Source organism: Chitinivibrionales bacterium, assembly GCA_014728215.1.
GTDB lineage: Bacteria > Fibrobacterota > Chitinivibrionia > Chitinivibrionales > WJKA01 > WJKA01.
Window position 1 is genome coordinate 1 of the sequence record WJLZ01000130.1, and the last position, 13,104, is coordinate 13,104.

Annotated in this window: 12 protein-coding genes; 7 read left to right on the forward strand and 5 right to left on the reverse strand. The window is 49.1% G+C overall.

The features are described from left to right. Positions 1–500: 500 nt before the first annotated feature. From GF401_10645 to GF401_10655, 3 genes are all read right to left on the reverse strand, one after another. Entirely contained in the window at positions 501–1,409 is a 909-nt protein-coding gene (locus tag GF401_10645) for a cell filamentation protein Fic (protein MBD3345509.1), read from the reverse strand. A 558-nt stretch (positions 1,410–1,967) separates the two neighbouring features. Beyond that, positions 1,968–2,204: a hypothetical protein gene (locus GF401_10650; protein ID MBD3345510.1), complete on the reverse strand. Its 237-nt coding sequence runs from the start codon at positions 2,202–2,204 to the stop codon at positions 1,968–1,970. Between the two features lie 390 nt (positions 2,205–2,594). Continuing rightward, on the reverse strand, positions 2,595–3,152 hold the full coding sequence (locus GF401_10655) for a hypothetical protein (protein ID MBD3345511.1): 558 nt from the start codon (positions 3,150–3,152) through the stop codon (positions 2,595–2,597). Here GF401_10655 and GF401_10660 point away from each other — a divergent pair. From GF401_10660 to GF401_10670, 3 genes are all read left to right on the forward strand, one after another. Next, entirely contained in the window at positions 3,111–4,448 is a 1,338-nt protein-coding gene (locus GF401_10660) for a hypothetical protein (GenBank protein MBD3345512.1), read from the forward strand. The two genes, GF401_10655 and GF401_10660, sit on opposite strands and share 42 nt — an antisense overlap. A 64-nt stretch (positions 4,449–4,512) precedes the next feature. Then, positions 4,513–5,796, forward strand: coding sequence for a hypothetical protein (locus GF401_10665; protein MBD3345513.1), 1,284 nt, complete (start codon positions 4,513–4,515; stop codon positions 5,794–5,796). A 59-nt stretch (positions 5,797–5,855) separates the two neighbouring features. Then, positions 5,856–6,305, forward strand: coding sequence for a hypothetical protein (locus GF401_10670; protein MBD3345514.1), 450 nt, complete (start codon positions 5,856–5,858; stop codon positions 6,303–6,305). A 192-nt stretch (positions 6,306–6,497) separates the two neighbouring features. Here GF401_10670 and GF401_10675 read toward each other — a convergent pair whose 3' ends face one another. Then, entirely contained in the window at positions 6,498–7,835 is a 1,338-nt protein-coding gene (locus GF401_10675; protein ID MBD3345515.1) for an MBL fold metallo-hydrolase, read from the reverse strand. Positions 7,836–8,379: 544 nt separating this feature from the next. Here GF401_10675 and GF401_10680 point away from each other — a divergent pair. Beyond that, the gene (locus tag GF401_10680) at positions 8,380–8,916 is read left to right on the forward strand and encodes a TIGR02147 family protein (GenBank protein MBD3345516.1); all 537 of its coding nucleotides are present in this window, start codon (positions 8,380–8,382) and stop codon (positions 8,914–8,916) included. A gap of 2 nt (positions 8,917–8,918) precedes the next feature. Beyond that, the gene (locus tag GF401_10685; protein MBD3345517.1) at positions 8,919–10,733 is read left to right on the forward strand and encodes a hypothetical protein; all 1,815 of its coding nucleotides are present in this window, start codon (positions 8,919–8,921) and stop codon (positions 10,731–10,733) included. A 13-nt stretch (positions 10,734–10,746) separates the two neighbouring features. Here the strand turns inward: GF401_10685 and GF401_10690 are convergent, their stop codons facing one another. Continuing rightward, on the reverse strand, positions 10,747–11,502 hold the full coding sequence (locus GF401_10690; protein MBD3345518.1) for a hypothetical protein: 756 nt from the start codon (positions 11,500–11,502) through the stop codon (positions 10,747–10,749). A gap of 534 nt (positions 11,503–12,036) precedes the next feature. Between GF401_10690 and GF401_10695 the strand changes: the two genes are divergently transcribed. Together GF401_10695 and GF401_10700 are read left to right on the forward strand one after the other, a co-directional pair. Beyond that, a complete protein-coding gene (locus tag GF401_10695) occupies positions 12,037–12,411 on the forward strand; it encodes a response regulator (protein MBD3345519.1) in 375 nt (124 codons plus the stop codon). A gap of 133 nt (positions 12,412–12,544) precedes the next feature. Further along, the coding region (locus tag GF401_10700) for a hypothetical protein (GenBank protein ID MBD3345520.1) at positions 12,545–13,104 on the forward strand (560 nt) is incomplete at its 3' end.

The following is a 13,104-nucleotide window of genomic DNA, read 5'->3' on the forward strand; positions in this document are numbered from 1 at the left end:
CCATCACCTTTATATCCTACGTTGAAAATGCTTATTATATTCATGCCGGTAATGCCGGCATGCGTGGGGTGAGTGGTAAGCTTTGAGCGTTTTTTTTTATTGGCAGTTGAGATGGAGTTTACAATTTAAAAACCATTATGTGCAAAAAACGGTGTTTTCCTTGGGGTTTTCAGGCTCGTAGTCGGTATGTCTGTAGAAAAAAATAAGAGAAAAACCCTCCTGAGGTTCGTAGAACCGGCATGTCTGTAAGCTACAACCCAAATGATCAGGGAAGGGGATGAATGCATTTGGAAAGGGATTCCATCCCTTTGTATCCCTTCTGTGGAAAATGCTTGATTATAGCTATGCGCCGGAGCGCATAGAGGGGAGTTATGAAACAGGTTTCATTGCGGGGAATGGTTTGTTCGAGAAATGAATCGCGGGCTTGCTAAAGTGCTTAAAAGTCGGTTTGAATACATAGTTTATTTTGTAAACCCCACAGTGCTGAGCAAAACAGTGCGCTAAGGAGAGCTTAATCGGGTAGAAAATATTGGAATTAGCGATTGGGAGATGGGAACGGGGGGCGACCCGGACATTTGTGCGCTGCCCTTAAACTTCAAAAATGCATTAAGCTTTTCTGACCAGTCGTTCATGGTCATAGGGATGCCTTTTTCTGCCTGGCTTTCCGCATAATCAAGGTACATGGTCACAATTCTATTGAGAAATTTTATCTCTTTTCCGTTGAGATAATTCTTTGCGATAACAACATCCGACTTGATGATTTTGCCATCCGGTGCTTTCTTCCAGGTGGTAAGTCCCATGTGTTCTTTTTTATGGTTTGCCCGATTTACGATCACTTCTGCGGAAGTGTTGCCATGGGTTGCAAAGTGAAGTTTATTTTGTACGATAGCGAAAAAGGTTTTCGTTGTCGGCGAGTGTGGGTCGTAATCAATGGCTGTAGCGTAAATATCGGTAATTTGCTGATAGAAATTCCGTTCGCTTTCGCGGATATCCCGAATTTCCAGAATCAAATCCCTGAAGTATTGCTTACTCAAATAGGCGCCATTTTTAAGGCGAATATCGTCTAAAACATAGCCGCGAAGAGTAAAATCTTTTAAAACCTGATTTGCCCAGCGTCGGAAATTAGTAGCCCGTTCGGAATTAACCCTGAACCCGGTGGCGATAATTGCCTCAAGGCCGTAATGATCAACATCCCGGCTTACCTCACGGGTACCCTCAGTTTGAACTATTCGAAATTTTCGAATAGTTGCCCCTGGTTCCAGTTCCTGCGTCTTAAAAATCTCCTTGAGATGATAATTTATGGTGTTGACCTCGATATCAAACAATTTCGCAATCAGTTTCTGGGTCAGCCAGACATTTTCATCCTCAACAGCGCATCCATTCGTGCCATTGTCAATAAAGATTTTAATATACTAATCAGCGCTTTGCGAAACAATAAATAGCATTCAATATTTAGAATTGGCCCGGTTTACACATATTAGCCTGCAAAGGTTATGTAATAAGCCTTAATAAAGCAAATCACCTGCAAATAGTCCCACAAGCCGGATCGGGTAGACATGCGAAATCATTTAAGTGCTTAAAATCTCATTTTTCAGGCACATTGCTTCCTTAAACCCGGATTTATGGGGGTAAAATCGGGCTCTAAGGAGGTGGTTAATCGTTTAGAAAAGCGGGGAATTGGGGATTGTAGAGCGGAAAGGGGATTTTGCGTGGTCCGACCCGAATATCCGAAATATCCCAATCATTGCCCAGGCACTATGGTCCCTTTTATATTGCTCAAAATGCCTGGTTCACGATATAAAACAATAGAGCACCGAAATAATTGGCAAAATGCCTCCTTTTCTATCTCCTTTGTCATGCTGCATAATATATATTTATGTAAGTGTCTGAAAGGGAGGTGTGCGATGCGTTTGAGCCGGATGTGTCTTCGGTTGGCCAGTTTGTGTGCGGTCATTGCTTCTGGATGGTCATCGGCCGCAAGTTCGATCGATCTTACGGGGACGGTGAAGAATACCGTCAATGAACCCATTGCGGGAGCGGTCACTCGTATCGAAGGGACCGGTATTATCGATACCGCCGACCAGAACGGTAACTTCCATCTGACGGGTGAAGCATTGGCCCACGTGCGCAGAGTGGGACAAGCGCGTCGCGCGGGTGGCCTGTTCGCGGGAGCGTTTGACAACATACACAAATCGGGTTTGCACGTGAAAATCAGCTCGCCCGCCGGTCGCTCAATCGCACATCAAGTCGTCAAACAGGGCGAACGATTCGACAGATTTCAGCTCGATGCGATGATGCACGGGCGCCCCAGCGGTCTCTACTTCATGGAGGTGTCGGGAGACGGTGCACACTATACGGCCCCGGTGCTTCAGTTCGCACACAGGTGGGAATTGCAGACTGCGTCACAGCGTGTTCTGCAGGCCGGAAAACGGAGTACGCAGAGCGCCTCGGCGGGCCGGTTGGTCGTGACTGCCGCGGGATACCACGCGAAGCATGTTACCCTGTCGACGCTTGAAGGCTCATTGGGGACAATCGTGCTCAGTGAGTTATCCGGTGAAACGTTTGTGCCCGGCCGGGACACGCTGGATCTTTCATCAGGGAACAGGCTCCAGCAGCCGGTTGAGGAACTGCCGGGGTTCGGCGATGTTGGTGTGGGAGAGGGTGACGGAATACCTGGCGTGCCTGAGCAACCGACGGTAGACGCAACGGAACACGGCGTTATTGCCAACGACGGGCAGGATGACACGGATGCGCTGCAGAGTGCGGTCGATGCGCTGGTGGGGCGTGCCGGTGCATCGGCGAGCAATCCCGCGGTCATACAGCTTCCGCCGGGGCGAATACTCCTGACAAAGGAAGTGGTGATCGAGGCTGATCATGTGGTGATTCGCGGGGCGGGAAGCACGCGCGGAGACCCCCAGTCGACGACGGTCGTGCTTCGTCCGGGGGCGGACATGCGATACGATAAGATCGACGCCGACGGTGTACCGGATATCGAGGCGATGATCTTCAGCGGCAACTCGATGGGCTGGAACTGGCCGGGGCGGGGGACGTTTCGCGTGCAGACCCGTGATGTAGCCGACAACTACCAGGATGAGCACGCGGATGCTCCAGTGAATCGGAAGGATATCTACGAGGGAAGTGTCAATTTTCATTGGACCGCCGGGCACAGTGTCGATCAGAGCACTGCGTTTCCCGCCCGGAGCGGCGACCGGGTCATTCCACTTGACGAGTCGGTGAATGGCTCTGAAATGGAAGCGATCGAAGTTGGATCGTACGTGTGGGTCGGGGCCGCCAATTCCGAGAAGATGTACCAGGAGCAGCATGTGCCGCGGGAATACTGGAAACGTCTGCACATGAAGATTCAGATACACAAAGTTGTTTCTGTCAACGCCAGTGCGAAAAGCATCACGATCGATACGCCCCTGGAGTTCGATATCCCCGCCAACAGTGGTTCCGACGGCTCGACACCGATCGGTAGTTCCAAGCCGTACCCAAGCCGCGTGGCGCCGCTCAAGGTCGTGACCGGTGTCGGGTTTGAGGACTTCGTCCTGACGATGGATCTGGAGGGGTTGCCCAGGCTTGACGGGGGCACGTATTCCTATACGCCGCATCAGGCAACCGGCAACTACGGAAACATGGCGCCTGAGTATGCGATGCATGGCTTGGTGTTCAAGTGGGCGGTTGATTGCTGGGTAAGAAATGTGAGCACCTACATGACCGGATCTCATCCTGTCGTAACCGAACAGGCACGCGGTATACAGGTGGTGCACTCAAGATTTGACGGCAGTTGGAACAAGGGGGGCGGCGGTAATGGGTATTTTCGCTTGTCGAGAGCATGGAATTGTCTGGTGCATGGGTGTGTTCTGCGCAACCTTCGCCACCTGACCCTCCAGTGGTCTTCATCGGGTAACGTAATCATCGGCAATGACATGGACTGTGAAATCAATTTTCACGGCGGATGGGAACGCCACAATCTGGTCGAGAACAATCTCATTCGTATTCCCTACACGCATGCACACTCAAATTGCACGATCGGGTGTGATCATATCGGCGCCGCGGGGACGGGTGAATCGTGGTATCCCCTGTACTGGTCGACTGGCCCGAAGGCGGGGAAATGGGCCGGAGCGACCGGGCCGCGCAACATCCTGTTCAATAATGTAATGCAGAAACAGACAACCGCCGATGGTCCCTACGAGGACTACGCGCCATACTATGGGTCCGATGGATCGAGCAGGGGAGTGATCTTCCTTCTGGGTTGGGACCGCCAAACCAATGCCGGTTCCCATTGGGTGCACCTGCACAACGACGGTGCGATTCTGCAGGATTGGGCCGGCAACGAAACGATAGACTATTCACAGGATCCCCACAAAGGAGTGAACGCACGTCTTCGCTACGAGGGCGCTTCGTTGTTTCTGGAGAACAGTCTCGTGGCGATGCCGCCGGAGTAACAATGTCGTTTCACCGGGACTTGTATGGGTTTTGAATTAATCAGCTGAAAAGAAAGGGCACGAGATGTTACGAGGGATATTCAGCGCGACACTTGTATTCGTATTTGTTGGTTCCGTGACGGCAAGAATTCTGCATGTAAATGAATCCGATCTGCTTGTGGGGACCGTGCGAACCGCACAGGCAGGCGATACGGTCATTGTCGCTCCAGGAGTATACACCGGAGATATCGACCAGAGCGGAGATCCGGGTACACTTCCAAACGGTAAAGGATTCTTCTGGATCGGCAACGACGGCACGGAGAGCGATCCCATCGTGCTGGTCGCATCGAGTCGGGACGACCCGCCTGTCCTCCAGGGTAGTTCCATCGACAGCGGGTATGTCCTGCATGTTACCGGCGAGTATGTCGTAGTGAAAAACATTATCCTGCGCAATGCCGACAAGGGCGTGGTGTTCGACAATGCCTCTCACGGTATTATCGAAGACTGTACGATATACAACACCGGCTCCGAGTTGTTGCATGTGCGTGACGGCAGCAGCAATGTCACGATCAGCCGCAATCATCTCTATGGTTCCGGCAACGGCGGACGCGGCAGCATCGGTGAGGGTATCTATATCGGCACGGATCAAGCCCGGTGGGGCACCGACGACCAGCCGCAATCTACCTGGGGAGAAAAGGCGATCGAGGAGGGGTACGGCGGATACGATTGGCGGGTGTATGATACGCGCGTGCTCTGCAACTATCTCAGCGGAGGAATTTCGGCCGAACTACTCGATGTCAAGGAGGGTACGCGACGCACGCTGGTGCAAGGCAACATGCTGGTGGGGGACTCGATCGCACTCAAGCCGGGCGCGGCATACTATGACGATTCTTTTATCGATCAGAAAGGAGTCGAGGGGACGTTTCTGGATAACTCGTTTTGCCGGTGCGGCAATGATATCGACAAGTTCATCTCCGAGGTGAAACGGAACAAATACGACCACATTCCCGATTCGCTGACCGCCGACAATCATGCGAAACCATGGTGTGACGACAGCGAAGACGACGACAACGTGTGCTTCGAGGCTGAGAACGAGGTTGTCGATCACCCGTTTGATCCGCGGCCGGAGTGTGATCCGGTGTTTGCATTCGATTTCAGTTCACTGGCCATGACTGCGATGGCCGGTCGCCCCCGCACTGCAATGAAGCGCGTTAGTCGGAATCCGGGGACAGGCACTGCGCGAGTGCTAGTCGACATTCGTGGGCGTGTAACTGATTTCCAGTCTCCCCCGGCAGGTTCCCCTTGGCAAAAATTTGCGCCCGGGGGCGTGTATCTCTCCCATAAGCAAATTCTGTTGATAAAGCATTGACCTCTGGCGCCCTCTCATGTGACTACATCGTTTCCGTTTGAAGCAGAACAGACCCAAGCCTGATTCCTATTGTCAGATATAAGCTGATCAGCGGGAGCGGCCTCTCAACGAAACACTGGCAGATCTCTTCGATCAGGAGATTACCCAGCGAAGGCAACCCGTCGCAAAAACTCAACGAGCTGCGTACACTCGCTTTTGTTGAGCGTAAAGAAAACATCGTGCTGATGGGACCAAGCAACCTTGGCAAAAGCCACCTGCTCTATGCGCTGGATCATCTGGCCTGCGTGGAAGGCCATACGACGTACCATATCACCGGATCCCAGCTCAAGGAGGACTTCAGCCGGGCAAAGGAGCAGAACCGGCTCAGACGCAAGCTCAAGGCGCTCTGCAAACCCCGGCTGCTGGCTATCGGCGAGGCCCCGTTTTTTTGCTTTTTTATAGTGTATGGGGCGGTTGAGGATACCGGTGCCAAGGGAGAGGAGGAAAAAGTCTTTTTCGTGAGGGAATAGCACTTTGGCTTCGGCAAGTGCGCACATCGAGGGGTTATTTGCATACACACCGCCGTCAATTGAAAGGATCTTTTTCATAACATAACTGTCGGATTATAGAACGATGATAACGCTGATTTTGGCTGATTGTCGCGGATCTGAAAATATTTATTGGTAAGAAAAAGAGGTTGAGGAAGCATCCTCTTAATATTATCAATTGATTTCATAGTGTTTTCGCTCCTGCACAGCTACTGCATTACCCTTGTGCAATTTATTCAGTTCTGACGCCAGACTCTCCGCGGCGTCATTTTCCCCATGGTTCACGAACCATTTTGTTTTCTCATGGGAAGGCACGCTTTGTGCCCATTCGATCAGGCCTTGCCGGTCGGCATGGGCCGAAAAACCGCCAAGGGTGGCAATATGCGCCATATTCTTTACCGGGGCGCGGTCGATAAAAACGACATCGTGGCCATCAACAAGCGCTCTTCCCAGGGTGCCGCGTGTCTGGTAACCCACGAGTGCCACAGTGGTTGATGAATGGGGCAAAAATGATTTCAGGTGGCCGAGAATCCTCCCGCCGGTACACATTCCCGAACCGGCAATAACGATAAAGGGCGGACGCAGCCGGGCGATCGACTTTGACTGTCGCGCTGATGTAACCAGAGCGAGGCCGTCGAACTCAAGGGGCATGTCGCCGGTTTTGATTAACAGCCGGGTTTCGGCGTCATAACATTCTTCATGCTTTGTATAAATGCCGGTGATTTTATTCGCCATGGGTGAATCGACCAGCACCGGGATACGGGGGAGTTTGCCGCGCTCCACCATGAGATTGAAATGGTAGAGCATCTCCTGTGTGCGGCCGATCGCAAAGGCCGGAATCAGAAGCACACCATTGCTTTTTACGGTGCGATGGACGAGGCGTTTGAATTCTTCGATAGTGCCGGTGCGGTCTTTGTGAAGGCGGTTACCATAAGTTGATTCAATAACCACGGCGTCGATTTTACTGCAGGGCCATTCTGTATTCGGGTCTCTGATAATTGGCGTGCCCTGTACGCCGATATCACCGGAGAAAAGAATTGTTCTGTCTGGCGCTTGAATCAGTACATGCGAAGACCCCAGAATATGCCCGGCATCGAAAAAGGTTACTTGCAACTGGCCGAGAGCAAAAGATTTCTGGTAGGGGAGTGGTTTCATCTTTTTCCGTGCCACCCGGCAGGCAGTGGCGCTAAAGGGAGCGCCGTCGCGCCGGGAAAAGAGGCGGAGTGTGTCGCTCCAGATGATTTTCGCGATATCGCAGGTGGCGGCATGGCCGTAGATAGTGCCCCGGAACCCATTTTCGTATAACCGCGGCACCAGCCCGCAATGGTCGAGATGGCCGTGGGTGAGAATCACGGCGTCGATTGATGAATAATCGATGGGAGGAATGGAATTGTTGTTTTCCTGACAAATACCGCAATCGACAAGGATTTTCCGATCACCCTCTTCGACCAGTGTGCAGGCGCCGGTGACACAGCCTGCGGCGCCAAAAAATGTTATCGCGTTTTCTTTCATGAAAAATCAGTGTTACAACGAAAAAGGTATTGTTACAGAAGAAATAATAGTGTTACAGAAGGGTTGCGCAAAATCAGCCGTGTGCGTATGTAAACTGTCAATTCGTAAGTATAATACATCCTGGAAAATAAAAAAGGCAAGAAAAAACTTAAAAAATATGTTGACAACAGAAAGCTATCGACCAAAATAAACAGGGCAAAATTGATAAGGTATGTTGTAAATAAAAATGGCCGTCATGTTCTGAAACACATAACTGCAATAAAAACAAAAGATTAAGCCTGGATTAACGAAGTGAAAGGAAACACTTTGTGCGCCTGTGCCAAAAAAAACAATGGTACCGGACATGCCGGGGCCCGGTTTCCCCGGGCGCTTTCAGGCAGGGGAAAACAAAATTATCCCATGTATTTGTTGCCTGTGTAAATGCTCGCATTATATTTTAGAACTGTTTGACATGTAAGTGTTATACCTTCGTGCGGGGGCGGAATTGTCAATTCCCCGGCGGGTTTTGTTGTAAAGGTAACAAATATAATCCATTAAGTGTCGCATGGTTAGCAGAAAGCATATAAATATGCAAAAGAATATCGGTAAAGTGGGACCGGGTACATTCGCATTCTATTCCAAGTGGTACCATTCCGCGATATGGGCCGTTCTTACCTTTTTCAAGTTTAAGAGGAATTACAAAGCCCTTTCAAAAGTGCTTTATCCGGAAATTACGCCGGACCAGGCAAAGAGTTCTATCCAATTATTAACGAAGCTCGGTTTTCTCAAGAAGAACGAGCAGGGGTATCTGGAACCAACCGACCGGAGTATCAGTTCCGGAGAGACTGAAAATTCGCCCGAGGTTAGCGAATTTCATGAGCAGACAATGTCCCTTGCCAGGGAAGCCATGAATAAGGTCCCGCTGGACCAGCGGGAGATGTCCACAATGACTATCAGCATTTCCGACCGGACGTATAAAGAAGTATTAAACACAATCAAAGCGTGTCGGCAGCAACTGTTTAAAATTGCCCGGAATGATAAAACCCCTCGAAGGGTATTCCAAATCAATTTCCAGGTTTTCCCTCTCTCTAAAGGAATGTGACTATGGCTTTTTTGCGATTACTATCCATACCGGCCCTGTTAAGCCTTGTTTTGTGCTCTAATTTTGGCATGGATTCCGGCGATGGATCCGCTGTTTCCGACGGCACCGACGGCGGTGGTGCATCAGAGACTGTCGGCATAATTTATAACGCGCGTAATACGCCAGCCGAGAGTGCATGGGTATATGTCGTGCCCGAATCGCATAATCCTTACCGGGACAGCGGAAGCTATCTTGATTCCCTGCAAACCGACAGCGCAGGAGCATACCGGCTGGACCTCCAGTATAGCGGCAAGGTCAATATTCTGGCTCTGAAAGGGAACACCCGGGCATTCAGGTCGTCGGTATCTCTCGATAACAGCGTATCCGGCGATGCCACCGATACACTGCGGGATACGCTGAAAGCACCCGGTTCCCTGAGCGGGGTCGTGCGGCTTCAGCCCGGTGATGACTCCAGGTACGTGCTGGTTCTCGTGATGGGCACCAACAGGCTCTTCTCACCCCTCGATTCGATCGGGAATTTTGTTCTCGATGCACTGGCTGAAGGCACCTATGATGTGCGGTTTATTGTGGTATCCGGAAACTATGTCCCCTTTGATACGGTGATGACAATCACCTCCGGGGTGAACAGGTCGCTTGCTGATACGCTCTTTCTCGAATATACGGGAATTCCGGTACCCCGGGGGGTGGAAATCGATTATGATTCATTGAGCCCTCTGGTGTCATTTCAATGGGATATGTTGGATACTTCGTTAATTGGGGGATATAATATCTACCGTCGAACAACGGATTCCAATCCGAAGCAATTGAATGAAGGCGTAGTAGATGATACCTTTTTCATTGACTCATTAAATGGTGGCCCCGATTTTGATACGAAGTACTCCTATTCTGTTGTTGCGGTTGATAAGAGCGGCAATGAAGGGCAAAAAGCCTGCGAGGTGGATGTTACTGTTAAGGGCAAGTGCAGAGGATGGACACAATTGAATCCGATTTCTCCCCGCACGAATGCTCATGCCTGTGTGATAAACGGCACAATCTATCTTCTGGGCGGAGAAAATAATGATGGACCGCTGGGTGATGTCTGGCGGTATGATCTCGCTAATGATTCCTGGACCCGGTTGGCATCGATTCCCGAGCCGAGAAAGGGAGCGTGTGTGGTTGCTGTGGATACTTCAATAGTGTACTTTGGGGGAATGAATGAGAATTGGTTATCATCATTTTACAAATTTATTCCGGAAAGTAATACCTGGATATTAGTTGATAACGATTGGGTCCTTTCGTATAATGCTGTAGCCTGCACACATTTATCTACTGTTTATTGTATCGGTGGAGAACGCATTACAGGAGGAATAAGTGATTCAACGATCGCATTTGAAATGGATGATTTCAGCTTGTTTTATGATCTTGGACTAATGAACATTGCCAGAACAAATCATTCAATAGTTGAGCTGGATTCCCTTTTAGTATCACTTGGCGGTTGGGACGGCGAATTACCGTTAACTTCGGTTGAAATATATGATCCTGTATCAGACAACTGGCAAATAAAATCTTCTCTCCAATACGGCCGCAAATCGCTTGCATGTGCCTCGATTGACGGCAACGTATATGCTATAGGCGGAGAAGGGGTGTCGAAAATCCTTGACGTCAATGAATGTTATAATCCTCAAACAGATTCATGGGAGCTGAAATCACCTATGCCGACGGCACGAAAAGGAGCCGCCGCGGCTGTTGTCGATAATAAAATTTATGTAATCGGCGGCTCCGATGCTAACGGAATTCTTGGTGTTGTTGAAGTATATGATCCGCTGTCGGATTTTTAATCCCCTTTTGCAGCTACTGCAACTTCTTAACCTTTTTTTCCAGTTCCTCGACTCTTTCGACTAATTGCTCGATTGCTCGTAGATTCAATTGAACTGAATGTCCTATCGATCTACAGAGCAATTTCTCTTTTTTCTTTACATATTTTTTCCTGTTTTTGGCAGTGGGCTGGAATGTTTTCGGCATTTTTCTTCCGGTAGATTTGCTATGCCACCGCTCCTCTTCTGTAACAACTTTGACTTTTTCCGGAAGTGTCGCATGGTCGACGTCGGTCCACTCTTTTGCATTTCTTTTTTTTGACTTGATTTTTTTTATCGCCTTAAGTGCGTCACCTTTATATAAAGGTGAATATTCAATATAATCATCCGCTCTCACATATCCACCGACGTCAAGGGTATATGACGGTGTTGTGTCGCATATTCCTACCCTTCCATAGGGTCCGCACACCGAAAGCCCGGTCACCATCGTATCCTGCCCCGAGCCGGTAGCATCCGACACATCGATATCAACCCTGCCGTCCCAGTTGTTATTGTCGATACCCTTGATCCGGGCCATTTTGCAGTTGCTGCTATTACCGATAAAGAGAATTCCTACACCATGGCCGGAACCACCGGCAGTGCCCTCAAGTCGAAGAATATCACTGTAGGAATAATTTGACGTTGTCTTTTTGACATGCATTTGCTCCGATGCTGCCTGGATACCGGCACCCAATTTTCCGTTTGTTCCAACATCACCAGGGTTGCTTCCACTTGTTCCGAGATAACTTGCCATAAAGACCTCCTTAGTCGTGGGGGGGGGAGTAGTATGAAACTTTTACAATGAGTCAATAAATGCTGTTGAGGTACGGGGTGTTTAAATGAAACGTTCTCATGGGCCCATAATGATACCTCCTTCCTTTTTATCGAATATATAGATTCTTTCCTGATGTATCGTGTACTTTCAAGCATTTTAAAGCCCCCCATAAAAAAAAAGTGTACAATAGTTATTGTACGCTTTTTTTAAAAAAGTCTTGACAGAGAATTTTGTCTATGGAGACGGCAAAAAAATTAACAAATAAGTTGTGGTAATATGTCAAAATAACAACAAAAAAGTAACCCCCTGTTGTACACTTTTTGAAAAAGGACACTTGATCCGACAAACATATTGAATTATCATTATTATATTGCGATTACCTGATTAAATGGCTATATTCTCCGTCATTCCGGCTTCCACCGGAATCTGATCCAACCGGGTAGTTGCTCTTGTTATTACTGTTACAGATAAAAACGTACCGGAAGAGTTCTCCGGTCGAAAAAATGGACATATATGAAAAAGCCACATGTTCTTCTGGTAGAAGACGACGAACATCTTGTCGATTTATATGCATCGATGATCAAATTGATGGAATGGGTCCCGGTTGTATGCAGGAAGGGCGGGGAGGCTTTGAAGATATTCGAAAGCGCTGAATTCCCTGTAGCGGTAATCCTTCTGGACCTTATCCTTCCGGACATACACGGCATTGAATGTATCTGCCGGTTTAAAAAGACCGACCCGCGCGTTCCCGTTGTTGTTTGCACCGGAAGTGAGCATATGAATGAAATTGCCCTGTTAAAAGCTGAGGGCGCCTTTGACATTTTAAGTAAGCCTTTTGTGGCGAATGATTTAATTGCAATGTTGAAAAGAGCCGTGGGGGAGATATAAAGCCTGGATCGAATCGGATACGGGCAACCAGACCGATACGGTAAGTTACGGAGCTTTCGAGCGTGATGAAGAAAACCTGTTGCTGAAAACCAATGACGCCAATAACCGGAACTATCATTTAATGGGTCCTGGCATGAAAAGCTTGACTAATTATACGATATTTGGTAAATTTAAGTTTGACAGCAGTAATGCCGAATTCGGCATGAATTTCTGCTCTCAATGGCCCGACAGCGCTGACAGGTATTGCCTTATGAGAAAGAGCGACGGGAGCCTGAAATTATATCATTATACCGACATGCATGATTCAAGCCTGATGGCAGCGCTTGATACAGCGGGTACGGAGAACGATCTCCCGAGCCAGGCGGGTGAGTGGTATAATTATAAGATATCATTGTTACCTGATGAAAGTTCGATTGAGGTAAAATGCTGGCTCGAAAATGGTGAAATATCAGAGCCTGAGGATGCTGGTATATCAGATTCTATAAGAGCCAGTTTGACCTCTGGCCTTGCAGGTTTCAGCACGCAATCCGGCTCCGGTTACCGGTATTGGTCTTCATTCAAGGTACTATCGAACGAAAGCGATTCTGCTCAATATATGGCCTCCGAGACATTCGAGGCGGACACTATTGTCGATATCGCACCGTATGTTCCGGAGAACTGGACAGAGGTCACATTCCAGTACCGGCTGGGAAC

Bases quoted from the DNA above. Each gene is read 5' to 3' on its own strand.
- GF401_10655 (MBD3345511.1), bottom strand. From the start codon at position 3,152: ATGAAAATTGACACTTCCCTCGTAGATATCCTTCCGATTCACTGGAGC.
- GF401_10665 (MBD3345513.1), top strand. From the start codon at position 4,513: ATGTTACGAGGGATATTCAGCGCGACACTTGTATTCGTATTTGTTGGT.
- GF401_10675 (MBD3345515.1), bottom strand. From the start codon at position 7,835: ATGAAAGAAAACGCGATAACATTTTTTGGCGCCGCAGGCTGTGTCACC.
- GF401_10680 (MBD3345516.1), top strand. From the start codon at position 8,380: ATGGTTAGCAGAAAGCATATAAATATGCAAAAGAATATCGGTAAAGTG.
- GF401_10685 (MBD3345517.1), top strand. From the start codon at position 8,919: ATGGCTTTTTTGCGATTACTATCCATACCGGCCCTGTTAAGCCTTGTT.
- GF401_10690 (MBD3345518.1), bottom strand. From the start codon at position 11,502: ATGGCAAGTTATCTCGGAACAAGTGGAAGCAACCCTGGTGATGTTGGA.
- GF401_10695 (MBD3345519.1), top strand. From the start codon at position 12,037: ATGAAAAAGCCACATGTTCTTCTGGTAGAAGACGACGAACATCTTGTC.